Annotated in this window: 20 protein-coding genes and 1 tRNA gene; 13 read left to right on the forward strand and 8 right to left on the reverse strand. The window is 53.6% G+C overall.

All coding sequences use genetic code 11. The annotated features are described in order from the left end of the window. Window position 1 precedes the first annotated feature (1 nt). The 3 genes from AP059_RS06480 to AP059_RS06490 all read right to left on the reverse strand — a co-directional run bounded on the left by AP059_RS06480 (window position 2) and on the right by AP059_RS06490 (window position 1648). Window positions 2–730 (reverse strand): fimbrial biogenesis chaperone, encoded by a 729-nt coding sequence (locus AP059_RS06480; protein WP_059762408.1) that lies wholly within the window; start codon window positions 728–730, stop codon window positions 2–4. A gap of 99 nt (window positions 731–829) precedes the next feature. After that, entirely contained in the window at window positions 830–1360 is a 531-nt protein-coding gene (locus AP059_RS06485) for a fimbrial protein (RefSeq protein WP_048363078.1), read from the reverse strand. Between the two features lie 211 nt (window positions 1361–1571). Further along, a tRNA-Met gene (locus AP059_RS06490) sits at window positions 1572–1648 on the reverse strand. Between the two features lie 173 nt (window positions 1649–1821). Here AP059_RS06490 and AP059_RS06495 point away from each other — a divergent pair. Continuing rightward, window positions 1822–3039 (forward strand): MFS transporter, encoded by a 1218-nt coding sequence (locus AP059_RS06495; protein ID WP_059762409.1) that lies wholly within the window; start codon window positions 1822–1824, stop codon window positions 3037–3039. Window positions 3040–3119: 80 nt separating this feature from the next. Here AP059_RS06495 and AP059_RS06500 read toward each other — a convergent pair whose 3' ends face one another. Continuing rightward, window positions 3120–3659, reverse strand: a complete 540-nt coding sequence (locus AP059_RS06500; RefSeq protein ID WP_059762410.1) for an RNA polymerase sigma factor — start codon at window positions 3657–3659, stop codon at window positions 3120–3122. Between the two features lie 266 nt (window positions 3660–3925). On the opposite strand from AP059_RS06500, the gene sctW reads away from it, so the two are divergent. The 12 genes from sctW (at window position 3926) to AP059_RS06560 (ending at window position 18582) form a co-directional block, all read left to right on the forward strand. Further along, window positions 3926–5038, forward strand: a complete 1113-nt coding sequence (gene sctW / locus AP059_RS06505) for a type III secretion system gatekeeper subunit SctW (RefSeq protein WP_256209744.1) — start codon at window positions 3926–3928, stop codon at window positions 5036–5038. After that, the gene (sctV, locus tag AP059_RS06510) at window positions 5035–7128 is read left to right on the forward strand and encodes a type III secretion system export apparatus subunit SctV (protein WP_059762411.1); all 2094 of its coding nucleotides are present in this window, start codon (window positions 5035–5037) and stop codon (window positions 7126–7128) included. The genes sctW and sctV overlap by 4 nt, the downstream gene beginning before the upstream one ends. Before the next feature lie 17 nt (window positions 7129–7145). Further along, window positions 7146–8054 carry an FHA domain-containing protein gene (locus AP059_RS06515; protein WP_059762412.1) on the forward strand — a complete coding sequence of 303 codons (909 nt, stop codon included), beginning with the start codon at window positions 7146–7148 and terminating at the stop codon, window positions 8052–8054. After that, a complete protein-coding gene (locus AP059_RS06520; RefSeq protein WP_059762413.1) occupies window positions 8051–9409 on the forward strand; it encodes a FliI/YscN family ATPase in 1359 nt (452 codons plus the stop codon). Before AP059_RS06515 ends, AP059_RS06520 begins: the two co-directional genes overlap by 4 nt. An 85-nt stretch (window positions 9410–9494) precedes the next feature. Then, window positions 9495–9824: a type III secretion protein gene (locus AP059_RS06525; RefSeq protein ID WP_238938497.1), complete on the forward strand. Its 330-nt coding sequence runs from the start codon at window positions 9495–9497 to the stop codon at window positions 9822–9824. Between the two features lie 233 nt (window positions 9825–10057). Then, on the forward strand, window positions 10058–10264 hold the full coding sequence (locus tag AP059_RS22435) for a type III secretion system HrpP C-terminal domain-containing protein (protein ID WP_165599918.1): 207 nt from the start codon (window positions 10058–10060) through the stop codon (window positions 10262–10264). Next, on the forward strand, window positions 10261–11271 hold the full coding sequence (locus AP059_RS06535) for a FliM/FliN family flagellar motor switch protein (protein WP_059762416.1): 1011 nt from the start codon (window positions 10261–10263) through the stop codon (window positions 11269–11271). The genes AP059_RS22435 and AP059_RS06535 overlap by 4 nt, the downstream gene beginning before the upstream one ends. After that, window positions 11268–11921 (forward strand): type III secretion system export apparatus subunit SctR, encoded by a 654-nt coding sequence (gene sctR, locus AP059_RS06540; RefSeq protein ID WP_059762417.1) that lies wholly within the window; start codon window positions 11268–11270, stop codon window positions 11919–11921. Before AP059_RS06535 ends, sctR begins: the two co-directional genes overlap by 4 nt. Before the next feature lie 10 nt (window positions 11922–11931). After that, window positions 11932–12195 carry a type III secretion system export apparatus subunit SctS gene (sctS, locus tag AP059_RS06545; protein WP_048363087.1) on the forward strand — a complete coding sequence of 88 codons (264 nt, stop codon included), beginning with the start codon at window positions 11932–11934 and terminating at the stop codon, window positions 12193–12195. Between the two features lie 9 nt (window positions 12196–12204). Further along, on the forward strand, window positions 12205–13002 hold the full coding sequence (sctT, locus tag AP059_RS06550) for a type III secretion system export apparatus subunit SctT (RefSeq protein ID WP_059762418.1): 798 nt from the start codon (window positions 12205–12207) through the stop codon (window positions 13000–13002). Then, window positions 12999–14096 (forward strand): type III secretion system export apparatus subunit SctU, encoded by a 1098-nt coding sequence (sctU, locus tag AP059_RS06555; RefSeq protein WP_059762419.1) that lies wholly within the window; start codon window positions 12999–13001, stop codon window positions 14094–14096. Before sctT ends, sctU begins: the two co-directional genes overlap by 4 nt. A gap of 271 nt (window positions 14097–14367) precedes the next feature. Continuing rightward, the gene (locus AP059_RS06560) at window positions 14368–18582 is read left to right on the forward strand and encodes an AvrE-family type 3 secretion system effector (RefSeq protein ID WP_059762420.1); all 4215 of its coding nucleotides are present in this window, start codon (window positions 14368–14370) and stop codon (window positions 18580–18582) included. 59 nt (window positions 18583–18641) lie between these two features. On the opposite strand, the gene AP059_RS06565 is transcribed toward AP059_RS06560, so the two are convergent. The 4 genes from AP059_RS06565 to AP059_RS06575 all read right to left on the reverse strand — a co-directional run bounded on the left by AP059_RS06565 (window position 18642) and on the right by AP059_RS06575 (window position 21731). Next, window positions 18642–19040 carry a type III secretion system chaperone gene (locus tag AP059_RS06565; RefSeq protein WP_048363091.1) on the reverse strand — a complete coding sequence of 133 codons (399 nt, stop codon included), beginning with the start codon at window positions 19038–19040 and terminating at the stop codon, window positions 18642–18644. 88 nt (window positions 19041–19128) lie between these two features. After that, entirely contained in the window at window positions 19129–19332 is a 204-nt protein-coding gene (gene hrpT, locus AP059_RS22675; RefSeq protein WP_082706766.1) for an HrpT family type III secretion system protein, read from the reverse strand. Continuing rightward, window positions 19329–21317 (reverse strand): type III secretion system outer membrane ring subunit SctC, encoded by a 1989-nt coding sequence (sctC, locus tag AP059_RS06570; protein WP_256209745.1) that lies wholly within the window; start codon window positions 21315–21317, stop codon window positions 19329–19331. The genes hrpT and sctC overlap by 4 nt, the downstream gene beginning before the upstream one ends. 195 nt (window positions 21318–21512) lie before the next feature. After that, window positions 21513–21731 (reverse strand): type III secretion protein HrpF, encoded by a 219-nt coding sequence (locus AP059_RS06575; RefSeq protein ID WP_059762422.1) that lies wholly within the window; start codon window positions 21729–21731, stop codon window positions 21513–21515.

Consider the following 21731-nt stretch of genomic DNA (forward strand, 5'->3'; position numbering starts at 1 on the left):
GCTAGTGGAGCGGCAAGTCAGTGGTGACGTCAGCGCCGTAATCGTTCACCAGCGTCAAGCGCAATTGGTTGCCAGCGTTGGCCCCTTTAACCGGCCATTGAGCGTTGGAGTAGGGGGCGATCATCACGGCTTTGGCCACGTTGACCGGTTTGCCGCCGACCAGCAGGTTGGCCTCACGGATCACCGCGTGATAACCGCTGTTGTTTTCGGCGCTCACGCTCAGGTTTGAACCGCTGCCTTGCAGCTTGAATGTCATTGATTTGGTGATGTCTTGCGGGTTGCCTGCGATGCTTTCAGGGCGATAGAACACCTTCATCCGGCTGCTCACGGTGAGCATCAGCTTGTTGGCGTCCATGTCGTGGGCCTTGAGGGCTGGCATCTGCATGAAGTTGATGTAAAACACTGACTCGCGGTCTTGCGGCAAGTCTTTACCGGTGTACACCAGGCGCACGATTTGCCCGGCCTTGGGGTTCATCCGAAAAATCTGTGGGCTGGCGATGAACGGCGCATCAGCGGTTTGCGGCGTGGACGCCGGGTCGCCTTTGTCCACCCAGATCTGCACCAGATTGGGATATGCATCGTGACTGGTGAGTTGCAGGGCTTTTTCGCGAATGCTGGCGGGGTAGATCACCCGTGTGCCGCTCATGACCACACTGGCCAGCGCGTTTTGGGCAACGGTGACGCCGATCAGCACACCCACGGACAGGGCTAAGCGTTTCAGGCAGGTCATGGCCAACTCCTTCCGAAAGGCTGGGGATCAGATAAGGACAATCGAGGTGCGGACCCGCCGCTTCGCGAGGTGCGAAGTCGGCAGGTCAGAGGGTTACGCTTACAGGTAGTCGAGGGCGTACTGAGCCGAAGCCGATACGGTACCGGCCGTTGCAGCGCCCGTGCTGATGTAGCGCGCAGCGAAGTCGTGGCTGGTCGCGGTCTCGTCTTTTTTCAAGATCAGGCCGGAAACCGAGGTCATGCCGCTCAGCGCGATCGGGTTGCCGCCGGTGGCATCCAGCAGTTGGATGGCGACGTTTTGTGCGGTGCCGGTGTTACCCAGGTTGCCGCCGGCGTTCACGTCAGCGCCCAGGAACGTGGTCTTGATGTTCAAGTCGCCGGTGGTCGGTGCCGTGCAACCGGTCACAGCGATGGTGAACGGCGTTTCGCCTGCAAATTTACCGGCGGTGTCCAGGTCGCTGGAAGCAACGGTGGGCAGAACCACGATCGGGCTACCGGAGTTACCGTTGACCGACACCTGGCATGTCTGGTCAGACACCTGGCCCTTGAAGGTGATGGTGTTTTGGCTGGCGGCAGCGAAAGAGATCGCCGGGAATGCCGTCATCGCGATGAGCAGAGCAGTACGCTTCATAGTAATAATCCTGATAACTGGAGATGAGGCTCGAGCCCAACCCATTCTTCGTGGAGTCGGTCAGGAGCAGGTTTAGCCAGTTCAGGTTATCGAGCGGGGGGCAGAGCTTTAATCAGACGATTCTTAAAAGCCCGCGGGCGGCGGTTCAGAGGCGCTACTTTTCTACAGGCATAAAAAAATGGCTTACCTTGCGGTAAGCCATTTTTAGTATTGGTGGCTACACAGGGACTTGAACCCCGGACCCCAGCATTATGAATGCTATGCTCTAACCAACTGAGCTATGTAGCCAATGGCGCGCATTATTCCCTCGAGTGGGGCATGTGTCAAGCAAATATCTTAAAAAATTTGCTGTTCTATCAACCGCTTAAGGTTTTCCAGCGTTTGAATGGAAATATGTTGTAAAAAAGTGGCACATTGACGCCCCCCGCAAGTGCGCATTCACCTGATGTACGGAAACGCTTATGGCCCTTAGCAACGCTCAAACAAAAACTACGACAGCCTCGCCACCCGCTCAAACCAGCCCGTTAGTGCTGCGCATCATCGGCGCAGTCGCATTGGCGCATCTGATCAACGATTTGATTCAAGCCGTTCTGCCTTCGATCTATCCGATGCTCAAGGCTAAATATGACCTGACCTTCACTCAGATCGGCCTGATTACCCTGACCTTCCAGATGACCGCGTCGCTGTTGCAGCCGTGGGTGGGGTATTACACGGATCGACACCCCAACCCGTTGCTGCTGCCTGCGGGCATGGTGTGCACACTGGTCGGGATTTTGATGTTGTCTCAGGTGGGCAGTTTTCCTTTGATTCTGCTGGCCGCGGCATTGGTGGGCATCGGTTCGTCGACCTTTCACCCGGAGGCTTCCAGAGTGGCGCGGCTGGCTTCAGGCGGGCGCTATGGTTTTGCGCAGTCCACTTTCCAGGTCGGTGGCAATGCGGGTTCTGCGTTCGGGCCGTTGTTGGCCGCCGCGATCATCATTCCGTTCGGGCAGGGCAATGTCGCCTGGTTTGGCTTGTTTGCGCTGTTCGCGGTCGGATTGTTGTATGCCATCAGCCGCTGGTATCGCAGCCACTTGAACCTGTTCAAGCTCAAGGCCGGACAAAAGGCGACCCACGGGTTATCGAAACAACGGGTATTGGCGGCACTCGTCGTGCTGGGGCTGTTGGTGTTCTCCAAATACTTTTACATGGCCAGCCTGACCAGTTACTACACGTTCTTCCTGATTGAGAAGTTCGGGGTGTCGATCGCCAGCTCGCAAATGTATTTGTTTTTGTTCTTGGGCGCAGTGGCGGCGGGCACCTTCTTTGGCGGGCCAATCGGTGACCGTATCGGACGCAAGGCGGTGATCTGGTTCTCGATTCTGGGCGTGGCGCCGTTCACCTTGCTGCTGCCGTATGCCGATCTGTTCTGGACCAGTGTGCTGAGTGTGGTCATCGGTTTTATTCTGGCCTCGGCGTTCTCGGCCATTGTGGTGTATGCCCAAGAGCTGGTGCCGGGCAACGTGGGCATGATCGCAGGTATTTTCTTCGGCCTGATGTTTGGCTTTGGAGGGATTGGTGCCGCGCTGCTCGGGCATTTGGCTGATATTCATGGCATCGAGTACGTATACACCTTGTGCTCGTATCTGCCGCTGTTGGGTGTACTGGCTATTTTCTTGCCACGCTCGCAAAAAGCGTGAGGCCATTGCCTGACTCACAACCACGGGACTTGGCAGAACAGTCCCGTGGTGAGTCAGTACCTTCACGCCGGTAATCGTCTTTAACGGTGGGTGGCTATCTTGAGTTGTTCTCTCGCTCGAGAGATGCGTGAGCGAACCGTGCCGATGGGGATTTCAAGGGCGAGCGCGGTGTCTCGGTAATTACCGCCGGTTTCCAGAGAGGCATAGAGCGTATTGCGCATCTCTTTGGGCAGGTGGTCAATGGCAATCAGGGTGCGCTCAAGGCGTTGCTTGATCTCGAACTGCCCGCCCAAGTCTTGAGCGTTATCCATGTCCGTACACAGCGCTTCATCAAATTCGCAATGAATGGGTTTTGCGTAAAGGCGGCGAAAGTGATTGCGGATCAAGTTTTGTGCAATCCCGCACACCCACGTGCTGATAGTTGCCTGGCCACTGTATCGGTCTTTACCGCGCCATGCTTCAAGGCAGGTTAATTGAAAGATGTCGTCTGCATCTTCGGGGTTCAATACACGTTTGTGGATAAATGCCTTCAATTTTCGTTGCAGCTCGGGTGATATGTCCAACACGTTCTGCGGCGCGTCCACAGGTCGGGTGAGTGAAGCATCTTTACGCTGATTCATTATTCATCCTCAGGATAAGCGGCCTCGAAATAATTTCGAGGAAGACCTCCTAAGCACTGCGTGTGCCAATCTTTTGAAGTGATTTATCAAGTTGATTTATATATGTTTTTATAAATGGCACGGTTATTTTTGTGCCGCTATTTGCATAATCATGCGTACGCCTGCGCCAACTTTTTCAATTTAAAAAATAGGCACATTAATAAGGAACTGTTCACGCGTACTTGGCCACACAGAAGATCGAAACTTCTCTGATGGGCGATTACGCTATGAAAGTTGACGTGCGACATGACCCCTCGCGAGCAGTGAGCTCTTTGCTCGCTGCGACAAACGTTCGACCGCCGGTACCTCAGGCCACTCAGCAAAGTTCTGCCGAAGAGGTCGGCATGCTGTTTAGTCAAAAGACCGAGAGCAGCAGCAAAGAAATGGCGCAGCGAACGGTGCGTGCCTCGGGGGCCGAGATTCGAGTGCGCAGAATTCAGGGCATCGAGCAACTCATGGCTTTGTACGAGCAGTTGGGCCATGCCGGTCAGGCCAACTTGAGCCAGGTAGCCAGACAGGTCCGTCAGGAGATGTCGTCCAGGTCTAGCCTGGACAATCTGATGGAACTGACCGGAGGTGATCCGGCCCGGACCAGTGTAGTGCTGAGTTACGTAACTGCATGGGCACAATCAGAAGGTCATGACGCTGATGTTGCGTTGTCGCACAGCTATCAGGATCAGCTGCACACGCAGCACGCAGGGCCTGTTCAAGCGGGGATGAACATCGCGCGTGGGCTGAGCACTATCAGTGATGATGCTTCTTTGCGCCAGGCAGTTCGCACGCTGTATTACGCCAATGTGGTAAGGCGCCAGTCACCGGCGATCATCATGCAGGCACTGCTGGGAATGTTTGGGGACAAAGGGTTCAGCGTAGGGTTAAAAATGATGAGTCGGGCACTGGCTGACGACATGGCAGCGCAGCGCCCATCGTTGCCGACCAACAAGTTAAGGGCCGTTATGTTGGGTCTGCAAAGTTGCAGGCAATTAGGCAGTGTATTGAACAGTTGTCGCCGATTTATTGAGCAAATGCCCAGGCACGAAAAATCAATCGAACAGGCTGCGGTTTCGCTGTTACAACGTTTGCTGGGGTATGCCAGCGAGGGCATTGACCTGCGCGAGAGCCAATCGTTGGGTCGTGATTTGGGCGCAACCAGCCCTGACAGTCATTTGCTCATGCTCAATCGTGTCTACCCACTGATTCAGCGTCTTCCGTTGGGCATATGGTGTGATCAGCGAAACCGCCAGGATACGTTGCGTTTTCTGATGGGCTTGATGGATGAGCAGACTCAGTCCGAAGGACTTGTACCACAGGCATTCGGGTACTCGAGCATCGTTAAATGACGTGGGCTGGCACCTTCAATAAAGTGCTCTCCAAAGTCTCCGGGGGAGGGGAAGTCCTGGGGGCGATGGTCGTGCTCGGCATTGTCTTTATTTTTATTGTCCCGCTTCCCACCTGGCTGATTGATATTCTGATTGCGGTCAATATTTGTATTTCTTGTTTGTTAATTGTGCTCGCGTTCTATTTACCGAACCCGTTGGCTTTTTCCTCCTTTCCCTCGATGTTGCTGTTAACCACTATGTTTCGCCTGGCGCTGTCGATTGCGACCACGCGCCTGATCTTGTTGGAACAAGACGCGGGCGACATTGTGGAAGCGTTTGGTAACTTTGTAGTGGGGGGGAACCTTGCCGTCGGGTTGGTGATTTTTTTGATTATCACGCTGGTGAACTTTCTGGTGATTACTAAAGGATCGGAGCGAGTCGCTGAAGTGGCAGCGCGTTTCAGTCTGGATGCGATGCCGGGTAAGCAGATGTCCATCGACAGCGATTTGAGAGGCGGTTTAATAGACGGTAAACAGGCTCGCTATAAACGCGAACAACTGTCGCGCGAAAGTCAGTTGTTTGGTGCGATGGATGGCGCCATGAAGTTTGTTAAAGGCGATGCGGTTGCCGGACTGATTATTGTGGTTATCAATATATTGGGTGGTTTTTCCACCGGGATGATTCAACACGGGATGAGCGCTGGGGACGCCATTACGCTGTATTCGGTATTAACTATTGGTGATGGCTTGATTGCGCAGATCCCGGCGCTGCTGATTGCATTGACCGCCGGCATGATCATCACCCGTGTTGCGCCTGATGATGACTCAGAAAGAGCAAACATTGGTACGCAAATAGGGCAGCAGATCACCAGTGAGCCCAAGAGCTGGATGATCGCTTCGGCTGGCATGCTGGCCTTTGCCGCACTCCCGGGTATGCCGACCCTGGTGTTCATTTTTATTGCACTGAACACCTTTGCGCTGGGTTTTTACCTGTGGTTTCGCGGCACTAAGGGTGAGTCAGTCGAGTCTGCGTCTGTGCCCCAGACCACCCCTGAGTTGAATGGGGATGAGGACCTGCGCAGTTTTACACCCACGCGCCCCTATGTGCTGCAATTTTCAGCTCTGCAGCAGGACGATCAGCGCGCTCTTCAGCTGATTCATTCCATCCGCCAGGCTCGAAACAGCATTGTCACTGCAATCGGTTTAACCCTCCCTCCCTTTGAGATCGAATACAGCGCCTCGCTGGCCGATGATGAGTTTCGCTTTTGTGTGCACGAAGTACCGATGATCAAGGCGACTTTCTCGCCGTTGATCGCACTGATGCGCAGTCGCTATCTGGACCAATGCCCTGAGGCTCCACGAGGCAGTGAAGAGCGGGATGAGCAGGAGTGGTTATGGCTGCAACCGCAAGATCCGTTCTTGGCTGGTGAAGAGATCGAACCGTTCACTGCACACGACTTGATCGTCGTGCGCATGCAGCGGGCCATGATGATCAGTGGGCCGCAGTTTCTGGGTATTCAAGAATGTAAATCCATCCTCTCCTGGCTAGAGCAGAGTCAGCCAGAGTTGGTTCAAGAGTTGCAGCGCATCATGCCGCTCTCACGTTTTTCTGCCGTACTGCAACGCTTGGCCAGTGAAGGTGTACCACTGCGAGCTGTGCGCCTGATTATCGAAGCGTTGAATGAGTATGGGCAGCATGAGCGTGAGGTCAATGCGCTTGCGGACTACGCACGGATTGCTCTGAAGTCGCAGATTTATCATCAGTACAGTGAAAGCGACGGGCTGCATGCCTGGCTGTTTTCATCCAACGCCGAAAACATTTTTCGTGAAGCGCTGCGCCAGACTCAAACCGGTGTGTTTCTGGCCCTGGAAAGCGGTCCCAGTGCACAGCTGATCAACTTGCTCAAAGAGGCATTTTTACCCTATCAGCGTGAGCAAAGGGTGCTGTTGGTTGCCCATGATTTACGCAGCCCCATACGGACTTTGTTGTTCGATGAGTTTAACCATGTACCTGTTTTGTCCTTTGCTGAGTTGATGGGCACGGCAAAGGTAAAAGTATTGGGTCGTCTTGATTTTGAAGGCGACAGTGACGAACACGAGGCGGATTTTTGAACGTTCTAACGTACAGCATGGATACGTCTTGCGAGATATTCGAGCTACGCGTACTCAGCGGTTTGCATCAGGGCGCGGCTTTGCCTCTGTTTGGTGAGTGTTGGAGCATCGGTGCCAGCGAAGAAGCTGACCTGGGTTTATATGATCCTGGCGTTCATGTTCGACATGCGCAGTTGCAGCGCACTGGCGAGCACTGGTCGTTGCAAGCTCAAGAAGGCCTTTTGCAGGACGATGCGGGCGCTACCTTGGCGTACATCTCAAACCTTGTTCCTGGAGCCGAGTTTTCATTGGGTGGCATTCGTCTCTGCGTTGCTCATACCGAAAGCAGTTGGCCGCAAGCGCCAAGCCATTCGCCCTTTGAACCTGGCGATACGCTGACTGGCAAGGTGCCAGAAACGTCGAAAAAGGCAGCAAAAAAACCAATAGCAGGCGCATTGGCAGCGCTTGTACTGGTGCTGGCCGGCTCTTTTTTTCTGTCGCGCGATGAGGACGTACCCTTGGAGGTGCCGGTCCCTGTCGTTAATGAAAAACGCGTTCTCCTGACGGCCATCGACGTTCATCGGCAACTGCTTTCCATGCTCAGCGACCGTGAACTGAGTGCCCACGTCATTCTGGAGTCCACAAACCATCAAGTGACGCTGAGGGGGGACGTTCAGGTTGAGCAGTTAGCGCTGGTCTCGCGGATGCTCAAACGATTCCAGCTTCAATTCGATACCTCGATAACCATTCATAACAAGGTTCAGCTCATTAGCCGTGAGTTGCCTTTCAAAATTGTTCAAATCATTGGCGGCCCTAAGGCCCATGTGGTGTTAGGGGATGGGCGCCGTCTGTTTTTTGGTGACGAAGTGGATGGGGTGCGCCTGACGGTTATCGAAAATAATCGTCTGTTGTTTGAAGGGCGCCAGCGCTATGAGGTGAGTTGGTGAGTCAGGCTTTTGAGGAAAGACTTGAGTCCTGGCAGCAACGCCAGTCGGCTTATCTGGCTCGTTTTTCACCGGTGACTGTGTGCGGCCGGATCCAGCGGGTCAATGGCACGTTGTTGCAATGTCGCTTGCCGCAGTCGCGTATCTCCGATCTGTGTGAGGTTCAGACGGCTGATAACAGCTGGATCCTGGCTGAGATTATTGGTTTTGATCAACAAGACGCGATGCTCAGTGCATTGGGGAGCCTGGAAGGTATTTGTGTGGGTGCTGCGGTCAAGCGACTGGGCGGAGCGCATCAGATTTGCGTTGCAGATAGTTTATTGGGGCAGGTGCTGGATGGCTTTGGTCGCCCACTCACAGGTAGCGGCTGGGGTGCATTTGCAACACCGTCCAGCGCCGACGCGGGTCCTGTGATGTGTGAAGCACCGCTGCCCACCGAAAGACCTCGTATCAACCGTGCCTTATCCACAGGCATACGCGCAATTGATGGTCTGCTGACCTTGGGTGAAGGGCAGCGGGTCGGGCTTTTTGCGGGCGCCGGCTGCGGTAAAACCACTCTGCTGGCTGAGATAGCTCGCAATGTTGATTGCGATGTCATCGTCTTCGGGTTGATCGGCGAGCGTGGGCGTGAATTGCGCGAGTTTCTTGATCATGAACTCGATGATGAGTTGCGATCCAAAGCCGTTCTGGTGTGTGCAACGTCTGATCGCTCCAGTATGGAACGTGCGCGCGCCGCCTTTACGGCGACGGCTCTGGCGGAGGGGTTTCGTCGTAAAGGCCAGCGAGTTTTATTGTTGATTGACTCGTTGACGCGCTTTGCCCGTGCCCAGCGTGAAATTGGCCTGGCGGCTGGCGAACCTTTGGGGCGAGGGGGCTTGCCGCCCTCCGTATACAGCCTGTTACCGCGCTTGGTTGAACGTGCAGGGCTGACCCAGCAAGGGGTGATTACCGCGATTTACACCGTGCTGATTGAGCAGGACTCCATGAATGACCCGGTTGCGGATGAAGTGCGCTCTCTGCTGGACGGCCACATTGTGTTGTCGCGCAAATTGGCAGAGCGCGGTCACTACCCGGCGATTGATGTGCTGGCCAGTTTGTCGCGGATTCTGAGCAATGTTGCCGAGCCGGGCCATGTGCAAAACATGACGGCTTTAAGGCGACTGCTGTCAGCGCATCAGCAGATCGAGCTGATGCTCAAATTGGGTGAGTACCAAGCAGGCAATGATGCGCTGACCGATATGGCTGTAGAGAGCCGACATCAAGTGGATGCTTTTCTGCGCCAGGACCTGCGTGAACCTACGCCGTTTTTGGCAACTCTGGACCAACTGAGTGAACTGACTGCCTATGTCCCATCCTGAAATGTTTTTGTGTGAAATACAGGCTTTGCAGCAACTGCGTCAGCATCGCGCAGACAGGGCCGCTCGGCAGTTACAAAGAGCTTACATGGCACAGCGTGTGTTGAGCGGGCGCATCCAACAGGCCCGCGAGCGTGTTGAGCAGGTGCGAGGGGTTGAAACCCGGCAATGCAATGAGTTGCTCAATCGTCACCGTGGACAGGTTCTTTCGCCCCAGGCCCTGACGAGCTGGGATGAGGATGAACGCAAATTGTCGGCACAAACGACTCAGCAAAAAGCACATTTGCAGGAACTGTTTGATCAACAGGCACGCGAGAACGAACAGCTTGAACAGGCTCGATTGCAATCGAGCATCTGTTCGCGACAAGTTGAAAAACTCCGCGAGTTGTCTGCGTTGCTGGCGCAGGAGGAGGAATGACCCAACGGCCTGACTTAACCTCTTTACGCGTACAAGCACTGTCGTTTGAGGCTCATCCCGCGACTGCCCGGATGACTGACAGCAGTCTGTTCGCTCGCTTTGTGGCGCAACAGGGCACTGAAAAAAGTTGGGGTTGCAGTGAATCATTTACGCGGGCTGGTACGGGGTGCGATCTGCTTCAGGCCATCGGTGAGCGTTGTGGTCCTCGCTGGACCAGAGGTGTTAGCACACCCATGCAATTTGTGATTAGCCTGGCGCGGCGCGGGCGGATCAATGTCCGCGCGCACCATGAATATGCCGGGTGGACGTTCTCGTTGGAGGCCGAGCAATCAGCAACCCATCAATGGCTTATCGGCCAGCAGCCAGACTGCCAAGCGCGACTTTCACGCACGTTGGGTCAATCGGTCAGAGTGTTGGTGATACAGGAGCGTGTGCAGTGAGCGCGCCGGTGATCAAACTTCCGGTGCTGGACAGCCTGACTGTCCAGGCTTACCGCCGGTTGGGGCGAGGTTTGCGTTTTTCGTTCGAGGTCGCCGGTGAGGTGGGCGAACTATTGCTTGAGCCAGGGAGGGCTCCAGAGTGTGGCGTGTCGCTCTCATTAGAGACGCGTTGTGGCGTGATGACATTCAGCGATGCGGGCCCTCTGCTGAGTTTGATGGGCGATTGCCCTGTGGTGCTGGCTGATACTGAGAATGATCCCTGCTCATGGTTTTGGGCTTTATTTGAGCAGCGCATGAGTACGCAACTGGTCTCCGTTTTTGGCTATGTGCGGCCGATTGGCGACGTGCAACCGCAGACTTTTGAATGTCGGGCCAGCATTGCGTTGGGGCAAGCGCGTAGCGTCAGTCGGCTGAGGATGGCGCCTGAATCGTTACTGGCGCTGTATGAGTCCGGCCCTTGGCACCCCCTTAAAGCATCTGTGGCAGATCGCTTTCCATTTCTGATCCCAGTTATTTTGGGGCAGTTGCAAGTGTCCGTTGAGCAACTGCGCTCCGTTCAACCGGGAGACGTTGTCTTGCTGGAGAACACGCAATTGGACGGTGAGGGCGTTGGCCAACTGAATGTTGGGAAACTTCGGCTGCACGTGATGATTGACGATGAAGGTGCACGCAGGTGCTTGAACATTTGTTCTATCGAGGAAGTGGCTGTGGATGATGTTTTTTTTGCAAGTACGGACGTTGATGCAAATGCACAGGCGCAACGAGTGCTGGATGAGGACCAGTCGCTTGAACACCTGCCCTTGGCGTTGAGCGTCAGGTGTGGCGCACTGAAGTTGAGTCTGGGAGAGCTGCGCCAGCTGGCGCCGGGCGTGGTATTGAACATTGAAGGTTATAGCCCCGGCATGGCGGGACTCTATTACGGGGATCGGCCGATTGGTCTGGGGCAATTGGTGGAGGTGGATGGACGCCTGGGCTTGCAACTGTCACGCATCATTTTTTCGCAATGACCGTTCAAGGGGTTGATCCCCTATTGCTGGCGCTGTTTCTTGGCAGTTTGTCGTTGATGCCCATGCTGTTGGTGGTGTGCACAGCGTTTTTGAAGATATGTATTGTGCTGATGATCACCCGCAATGCCATTGGCGTTCAGCAAGTGCCTCCAAGCATGGCGCTGTATGGCGTTGCACTCGCGGCAACAATGTTCGTGATGGCTCCGGTGGGGTATGAAATTGCACAAAACCTCAAAGAGACACCTGTTGATTTAAGCAGCGTAAAAGCACTGCAAGAAAGTGGATTGCAAGCGGTAAAACCGCTGCAGGCTTTTATGAACCGCAACACAGACCCGGATGTGCTGACTCATCTTCAGGAAAGTGCCAAGCGCATGTGGCCCCCCGAAATGGCGCAACATGTTCAACGTGATGACCTGATTTTGTTAGTGCCCTCTTTTGTACTTTCGCAATTACAGGCCGGGTTCGAGATAGGTTTTTTGATTTATATCCCGTTCATTGTCATCGACTTGATTGTGTCAAACCTGTTGCTCGCGTTGGGTATGCAAATGGTTTCACCCATGACCATTTCACTGCCACTCAAACTACTGCTGTTTGTGTTGGTATCGGGGTGGACGCGCCTGCTCGACAGTCTTTTTCTTTCGTACCTGTGAGAGATGCCCTATGGACCCTACGCTGCTTTTCAAACAAGGCATGTTGTTGGTGGTGCTGCTGTCTGCGCCTCCGCTGATTGTGGCTGTGGTGGTGGGCGTCTTGACGTCCCTGGTCCAGGCATTGATGCAGATACAGGATCAAACCCTGCCGTTCGGGATCAAACTGGTGGCTGTGGGCATTACGTTGGCGTTGACGGGACGCTGGATCGGGGTCGAGATGATTCAACTCCTTAACCTCATGTTCGACATGGTTTCGCGCTCGGCGCGCGGATAGGGAGCGGTCATGACGCCACACATCCCCTTTCTTGAATACCTGCCCAGCATGGCCATTGCCATGGCGCGCTTGTATCCCTGTTTTTACATGGTTCCGGCCTTTTGCTTTCAGCATGTGCGCGGTATGCCGCGTCACGTCATTGTTTTTTCAGTCGCCCTTATGCCCGTCCCGGGGGTTCATCACCATTTGATGGCGTTTGATTACACCTTGTTGGCACTCTGTGGCCTGGTATTCAAAGAAGCGATTTTAGGTTTTTTGTTGGGCATGCTGCTGTCCATGCCTTTCTGGCTTTTCGAGTCAGTGGGCGCTTTGCTCGATAATCAACGAGGTGCGCTGATCGGTGGTCAACTCAACCCCTCGTTGGGGCCGGATGCCACGCCCATTGGACATATGTTCAAGGAATTGAGCATTTTTCTGCTGATTGTGACACTGGGTTTGACCAGCCTGACTCAGGTGCTATGGGACAGTTATTTGATCTGGCCACCGACCCTGTGGGTGCCGAATCTGGCAGCAGATGGGTATGCAGTTTTTTTAACCCTGCTGGGAGATACCATCACGCATATGGTGTTGTACGCAGCGCCTTTTATCGCATTACTGTTGATTGTTGAGTTCGCCATCGCCCTGCTAAGTCTTTACAGCCCGCAATTGCAGGTTTTTGTGTTATCGATGCCAGCCAAGAGTTTGGCCGGGTTATGTTTTTTGATTATTTACTTACCCCAGCTGCAGGATTTGATTGTGGGACGTATGGGGCTGCTGGATGACTTGAAGTACTCACTGGCGTTGTTGTTCACAGTGCCCGCCTCATGAGTGACTCTGGCGAAAAAAAATATGAAGCGAGCCAAAAAAAGCTTCAGGACCAACGCAAGAAAGGGCAAGTGGCACAGAGCCAGGATGTCGGCAAGTTGCTGGTTTTGGCGTTGTTGAGTGAGTTGGCGATGATGACGGCTCACGGGGTCATGCAGCGTCTTCAACAATTATTGGTATTGCCTGCTTCCCTGATCGGACAGCCCTTTATCCGTGCTTTACAAGAGGTCGTGGCAGAGGTCACTCAGGTGTTTCTTGGTTTGGCGTTGTTGATGACGGGCGGCGCCATTTTGATGAAGCTGATCAGCAGTTGGTTTCAGTTTGGTTTTCTTTTTGCCCCCGAAACGCTCAAGCCGGACTTCAACCGCCTCAACCCGATTAACCAGGCCAAGCAAATGTTCTCGGCCCAGTCGGTGATGAACATGTTGATGGGGCTGTTCAAAGCCGTATTGATCAGTTTTGTGCTCTATCGGGTAATCGGGCCTTCCCTGGGCGCCTTGGTGGGTTTGGTCAACGGTGATTTACCGGGTTACATCGATGCGTTGATTGTGTTGTTTCGGCATTTATTGCACGTTTGTCTAGGGATGCTGTTGGTTCTGGCGATGATCGATTTATCGCTTCAACGGTACTTTTTTGCAAAGCGTATGCGCATGACTTATGTCGATGTGGTCAAGGAATACAAAGATATGGAAGGCGACCCTCACGTGAAAATGATGCGCAGGGCATTGGCCCAAGAGATGTCGCAAGAGGGAGAGTCGGCCAAACCGCCGCCGCTCGAGGACGCGGACATGCTGCTGGTGAACCCGACCCATTTTGCTGTAGCGCTGTATTACCGTCCTCCGCACACCCCATTGCCAGTGTTAATCGACAAAGGCACGGATGCTCAGGCGCGGGACATGATCGTCAGAGCCAAGGCTGCGGATGTTCCGGTTGTTCAATGTGTATGGTTGGCCCGAACGTTGTATCGCGAAGAGCTGGGCCATTGCATCAGTCGAGAGACATTACAGGCTGTGGCTGTGATTTATCGTACTTTGCATGAACTGGATGCCGAGGCACTTCGTGAAACCCTTGAGCTGCCGGAGCTTGATCGGTTGTAAGGGCTAAGGGAACCGAGTGTTAATTAACGGTCACTCAGGCTATATCAGCCAGTCAATCGAGTGTCTCATGCCCTTAAGTCCTTTAGATTGCATCATTCCTAATCTGAGTCAGCTCAATACGTCAAGCGCAGCGAAGCCTGGCCATGACGCCATAGCGCAAAAGCCAGCCTCTCGTGGTTTTGTTAAATGCTGCAGTGACCTCTTTCAACGAGGGCGAGCCAGCAAGCAACTTGTCGCATTGACTCAGTTTCGTCACTATCACGTGTCCTCAATGGCGTTCAACGCAACGTTGCAACACGGAAAAGTCGTTGTGCAAGGGTCGCAAGCCGGCCGAGAAATGGCCGATCGACTCAATCAGCTCCCCAAGCGCTTTATGCAAGACTCTGCGGGGGTAGACAAAGGCCAAGGGCTACGTTTAGTGGATCAAAAACTCAATGTTTTTCATCTTTCATGTACGCCGGCCGCTGCGGCTGTGTTCAAAAGCAGCCGCACTCAGGCTGCCAGTCCTGAGGTCATAAATAACCCGGGGAGAGCGCATTTAGGGCAAGTCAGCGGTGTACACACAACGCAAGAAGGTGATCAGTTTCGTTTGATAGAACAGCGTTTGCATCGCTTTGAACCTCAAACGGACACCTGGTTACCCGACAAAGATCAGGGGCAGTACCAACGACTTGGTTTGACCAATGAGGGCGCGTTGATGAAGGTGCCGCAGGGCATCAGTGACATGAGTGTTGAGGGCACCACGCAGGTGAGCCTGATGCAATCAGAAGACGACATGTCCCTTGAAATTGCTAACACTGCAACAGGTGGTGCTCCTGCACGGCTGACACCTGTCAGTGAGTCTGGAGAGCCTGTTGCACTGACCCGAATCGGGTTGGCAGGTCATACGCTCTTTGCCACCACTGAAGACGGCGAGCTGCTTCGCGCAGATTTGCGAAGTGCTGATAAAAGCCTTTTGCAGATGCACCAGGTGCCCGTCGAGTTGCCCAAAAGCGGCGCTCATGTCAAAGGCTTCATGCATGACGATAATGGCCAGCTTAATGCGTTGGTGGCTGACAACTACAAGCAACTGCATAGCAATCCATTAACGGATAACCCCCGATTGTTACCGGAGTGGAACCTTACTGACGTGATGCTCAAAGTCGTCGACAGAGGGGTGCCAGACCTTGAGTTGAAAGCATTGGCGGGCAGTATTGATCTTGGGCAGCGGGGTAAAGTTGCGCTCGAGGGTGGCACGCTGATGTCTTGGGACTCGGCAGCACAGAGTTGGGACAAGACCCAGCATGTGGATGTGGATCATCTGGCGCGCGGTCTGGATGGTCGTGCTTATGCGCTGCAAGCAGGCCAGTTGAAAGAACTGGCAACACTCAAAAGCCGAGAGCCGGTCCATATGGGCGGCAGTTATGACTTGGCCCCTCCCGCCCGTGCACAGACACACGTCACTCTTACTGAGGTCATGGCTGGCGATGAGGAGCGGATGATCACCGGCTTTGCAGTTGAAAACGGCAAACGCTTTGTGAGCCTCGATGATAAAAATCAGTTGCACGCGCACATTGATGGGAAGGAAAAAACCTTAACGTTTACCACTCCCAGCCCTTTGAAGGCCCTGGCGCTGGATCACCTGGGCAACCTTTATGGGCAAACCCAAACGGATGGCTTAGTCAGGCTGGACAAAGCAGATTGGCAATCCCCGGACGTATCGGACCTCGCCTGGACGCGTGTTCAATTGCCGGACAACCAGCCGCTTAAATCATTACGCATGGGCGCTGACCAGCATTTAATCGCCAGTTGGGGTGAAAATAATCCTCAGGAGAAGCGTTGGGGCGAGAAAAACCGGCGACTGGATATCTCGGCGCAGGGAGCGCTGCAATGGGGGCCGGTTACTTCATCGAGCAACAAAGATGCATCGCCGATAAGTTCGGTCCTGATGCAGGGACAAATGAAAGGGCACATCAACGCCACTACCGCGTGGGGCGCTTCGTCAACGGTCTTGGGTCAAACTCAAGAAGGTGTCACTGAGAGCGGTGGGTACTTCAAGGGTTTTGGAACTCATTTCAAGCCTGTAGAAAGTTTTAAAGAAGTCGGGCGCGATATTCAGCATCACTTTAAAGGGCGGGTGGGGCTGCAGGGTTTATACGCGAATGACAAGGCGTTGCGCACTGAGCTTAAAAACCTTGCGAATGCCCAGCCTGCTACGACAGACATGACCACACGCCTAGAGCAGTTGAGCCTGAAGACATCGACTCAACCGCTCGCCGATGAGCTCAAAAGCGCGCTGGTTCTGGTCGAAGGTAAAAGTGCTCCTCTGGCGACCCGTTTGGGTGAGATGCATGGGGCAACAGTCACCCCTGAGCACAATGGAGTCACAGCCAAAAAGCCTCCGTCTTCCGACTCAAGCCTTAATCAGATGCGACAGGCTTTTGAGCGGTTGTCGCCCTCGCAGACCAACGCCACGGCTGCTTTGCTACGCAGTTATGAGGGGCAGGGTGTTGCGTTATCGAAGTGGTCAGCTGATGTCACTCGGGACGTGAAAAACCCGACCGCGTTGGTTGAAGGCGGTTTGATTCATCATGCGCTAACACTTTCTCGGTTAAGTCACTTAGTCACGGCACTGGAGGGCGAAGCGCCGGACCTGGTAAAGCTTGGGGGTGAACTCAAAGGCATCATGCAGGACTATCACGACAGTCCTGTGCATAAAAAATCCTCGCAAAACATCAATAACTTCGCGCAAGCCGAAGCGCTGTATAAAAACTTCAAATTGTTATCCAAAGACCTTGGCACGCCAGGCGGTGCATTGAGTTTCCATATTTCCCGCCTGCTGGGTGTTGCCGAAGGCAAGGGTCTCAAAGAAGCGCTGTTACAAGACATCTTGCAGTCTTCCAGCGGGCAATCTCTGACCTCAAGCAGAGACAAAAAGAAGAGCGTCGGCCTGATAGCGTTTGATATTCAACCTGTGCCTATCATTGAGTTTTTTGTCGGCGCCTCGAGAGAGAAATCCAACAGTGTGAGCATTAGCCGAACAGACACCGGGGCCAATGTAAAGATCGGCATGAATACCGCACACTCCTTGTCAGGTTCGATAGGTGCCGGGGTGTCGCCATTATCAACAGGAAGCGGGGTGTTGGTGGGGAATGTGCGATTGGGCACTGAACTTGAATTGACAGTGTCGCATGGCAGAGGGAGTGCGATTGATTTTGATGTCAAGGAGGCTGATCTTCCTAACATGCTAGAAAGCCTTTTTGGGGGGGACTTAGACGGCTTACTGAGTTTGGGTGCGGACCACAAATCGGGTACAACAGCGAAAACAGGTGCGGACCTCACAGTTAATGTCTATGCACAAGCCCGCGCCAATGTGATTGGTCAAGAAAGTTCAGGAACACTCAGTGGTGTGATGCGCGCAGCCATCGGGGGGTCGGCCAGTCTTAATCTTGCCCACTGGGGCAATAGCCATTCCGTTACGCAGGGGGATTTGGATATCAGTGAGAGTCATGGATCGGATACCCAACTTCTTAGTCGGGGTGGCGTTTCGGCCGGTAATTTTCTGGGAGCCACGTTGGGAATGGCACAAGTTGAGCCCAATGGTGCAAAGTTGGCCAGCTATGCTTCACCCACTGTGTCTTTCGCGGTGAGTTTCGATCGCAGTGTGGCGAACAGCTTTAACTTTACGTTCACACGGCCTGACGCTGTAAAGCCTGAAGCACTCGCAAAAGTGTGTGATGCCGTCGCACAAGTGTTCCCTGAATACAGATCAGCACTTCAGGCCATACCTTTGACGGCGACACAAGACATCGGTGAGCAACTGCAAACGGTTAAGCGCTTATTAGATACAGCGTCGGTTCCGGTGCATAAGCGTGAGCAACAACATGCGCTCAAAGATCAACTCGACGGCCTTCAACGCCAGCATCAGCAGCATGCACAGAACGGGCGAGCCTTAAGCTCAGTGGCTCGCACGGTTTCCTATGTGGGCTTGAATGGTGATTCACGTCACTCTTGGCTGAACGATGCGTCACCTGCCAACAAGGCCGCAATCATTCAGTTACTCGAGAATCAGCCAGAGTTGGCTCGAACGGTTAAGTCACTGGAGAGCAGCGAGGGCACGTCTGTGAGCATCGGCCTGGAATTGAAGCCGAGTGTGTTACGCGCACTTGAAGACACGCTGATGAAAGGACAGGATGGCGACGGTGAAATCGAGCGGGCCTTGCAAAATGTCGATAACGTGCGGGTGAAAAGTTTTGGCGTCAGTTACAGCGCCAGCCGCTCGGATCGTCGGGTGTTTCCACTGCCTTTACCACTGCTTTCAATCTCGAGTGCTGCTGGAATCAGCCATGCACATAAATTGCTTAGTGCGGAGTTTGAATACGGTAAGGATCAGAACACGCCCCTGAGAATGAAATTCAAGGATGCGATGGCGGCCCCCGAGCGTACGGATTCAAACCCGGCGTTGAGGGAGCAGAAGATTCGCGATCAGCTCAGAACAGAGGTGTAAGGCGGGGTTGGCGTTACGTTGTATCGAACGATGCAACGTAACGCCAATGTGGCGAAGGCTTAGGCGGTTTGACTGAGAAGTGCGCGGGTTTCGCCGACTTGTTCAATAAAGCCTGTGACCCATTGGCAAAATGATTCTTCCGTTAAAAAAACCATCGGGCACTGTGCGCATAAACGCTCTTCCCCTGTTTCATCCAGTGCCAACCAGCAACCGTTGAGCTTATCGGGTTGCAGATTCAACTTGAGCAACTGGCTGTGCCTGTCAGGCGCATGGCTGCGAGTACCCATCGCACAGTGCAATATAGCCGTCGTGCTCATGGGTAAAAGCTCGATGATGCACATTTCCAGTTGTTGCTTGTCGAACAGAGCGCACACCCCATTCTCCAGTTGCAAATTAACCTTGAGGTACTGACTAAGCGCCGCCACCAGTTGGTGCGGCGCAGGGCTATTTTTATGCATGCCAGGTTCCTGAGGGATTGTGAATACACGCCAGGTCAGCTATGAAGTCAGGCGCTGCAAGCGAATTGGCCTGAGCGCCTATTAAGGCTTAGCGTTTTAGCGATACGGCCTGATGGTCTGCCTGTTCTGTGCTATGCCCTGTTTCAACCCGCATGTCTGCAGGCCACCAAATCACCAGCGATTCAGTCTTCGACTCCGGACGTTCACAAGAGTCACCGCGACATTGGGGAGTACAGCCTTGAAGTATGAACAAGATGCCGGCAGCGAGGCCAATGCGTATAAATCGGGTCATTTAGGAGTGCTCCTCGCCGCAGGGGCTAGTAGTGAAGGGCGTGTGACGGCGGTACTTTCATTTTTATTGCGCGTGCGCGTGGCAATGAACACTTCAGCTTTCTCACCTGGCGCCAGCCAGGCTTGAGGCCAGATACTGACCGCCAAGGTATGCTCATTACTGCATTCACTTTCATCAATGCGCACGTAGCGATCGCCCTTGTTGTGCAGGACCAGTACTGCCACGTTGTAAAGCGCGCCTGAGTACCATTGACTTGCCCCAGGGACAGGGCTTAAGGGGCTAGGCGTTTTACAGACAACCCCTGCGCCAGTGGGCATCGGTCCCGCCTTGAACTTCTTGGGCACTTGTCCGGTGACGAGATTGGCGAGTGTTTCGGCGACATCTGCGCGTTTCACAATGGGAAGATGTTCAGCCCTGCGCCGCGCCAATGGCGCGAACGCTGCGCTCAGATGATCTTGATCCGACTGTGGCAGATAGCGCACAGGATTGACCTGGTCGCCAACCAATCGAGGGGTCAATATGAAAAGACGTTCACGTCGGTTGTTACTAGTTATTGTTGAAGAGAACAGGGCTTTGCCTATCAACGGGGTTCGGCTCAATAACGGAACACTGTTAACGCGGTCAACTTCTTCAGCCACATGAAAGCCACCAATCACCAGTGATTGCTTTTCGGCGATCACCGCTTGAGTACTGACCCTGGCCTTGCGGACGTCTGGGGTGTCATAGGCGATATCTCCGCCAGCGACTTCAGAGAAATTACCATCCTCGATATCCACGATCAGATGAATCTGACTGCCCCCATTGGTGTTAATAACGCGTGGGATTACCTGGAAACTGGTGCCCACTGTGACAGGCATGATATTCGCTACGCCATCACCAACCGCTTTGATGTATTGCGTACGGTTGAAGTCGATAATCGCCGGTTGATTTTCCAGTGTCATGATGGACGGGTTAGAGATGACAGTGGCTAAACCGCGCTCCTCCAATGCTCTGATGTCGGCAGCGAAGCGGCTTCTGTTGGTAATGGATAAGGTTGACGAAGAGCCTGCTGCGAGGTTTTGCATGCCAGTCCCGAAACGGCTGTTTTGAAACCCCCAGTTGACCCCTAGCTCTTTGAGTTGGGTGCGGTTGATATCAAGAATGACAGCATCAATCTCAACCAGCTTGCGGGCAACATCGAGTTTGGCGATCAAGGTTTGATACAACGCATTGCGTTGCGGCAAGTCATAGATCAACACGCTGTTATTGCGTACGTCGGCTTCGACCCGAACTTTAGACAGGCCCGGCGGGATTATGTCCGTCAGTGTGGAGTCGTAAGGCGTAGAGGCCGGCAAGTTGGGCAGTTTGGACATCATTTGAGAAGAGGGCAAAACACCGGTTTTGTTTGCCGAGGCAGGATCGAGAAGCCCGCGCAATAAGCTGGCAATTCCAGGAACTATCAGTTTCTCTCCGCGGTAGTCGATCTGACGATCCGCCGCATTTGCAAACTGCAAGGAGAAGGTCAAAACATCCTGTTTTTCGGCCAGATCGGAGTCTTTGCGCGTAAATGATTTGATCTGCTCTACATAGCGTTTTGGGCCCGACACCAAGACCTGGCCGATTTCAGGCAGCTCTCCCCAACCAAAACGATCGTCCAGCAGGCCGATATGAATAAGGGCTTGTTTTAAATCAGACACGGCCTCTTCAGCGACCTCAAGCCGTTCAGAGGTTTGCTGACTCAATGAGCTGATGTAGAGCGTATTGTTATAGACGAACCATTGGAAGCGATGCTCCAGTGCCAACCGCTCCATTAAATTGAACAATGTATTGGACCGGATTTTCCCATGCACGGCGCCTTCTAACTCGCCCTCAATTTGAAGTTGAAGCCCTGCTGAATGAGCCAAGTCTTCCAGAAAGTCGCGCAGTGTCCTGTTGACAGCATCATACGCGTAAGGTGTTTTCTTCCACTCTTCTGGCACTGCGGCCATGGCCTGCGGAGTGTGCATATGAAGGAACAGTAATAATGCTAAACCGCCCGCGCGTCTGAGTGAAGCGCGCAGGAAAAGATTCAAGCCGGTTGGGCCTGGGGAGGTATTAGGCATGGAAAGCACTCTATTTATTGCACCGTTACAAGATGCGACTTTTATCGAGGTGACGTTTAATTCACCGCTCTTCGAGTTGTCGTGCAAAGGGCAGGTGATTTATTGCACTGCATCAATGATGGATTTGGTCAGGCTGTGTTTAAAGCGGGTTTGCTCAGTCATTGAGAACGTGGCAGAGGCCATTCTTTGTGACGCGCTCAGGAAACTGATCATGTCTTGTTGACTGCCCTGATTGCTCATCGCAATAGAGTCGATATTTTTTTGCGCCTGTTCAAAACGGTTGTCAATTCGTCGCTGGATGCTTTCGAATGATGGCAT

The sequence above is a fragment of the Pseudomonas sp. TAA207 genome (assembly GCF_001529285.1).
Lineage (GTDB): Bacteria > Pseudomonadota > Gammaproteobacteria > Pseudomonadales > Pseudomonadaceae > Aquipseudomonas > Aquipseudomonas weihenstephanensis.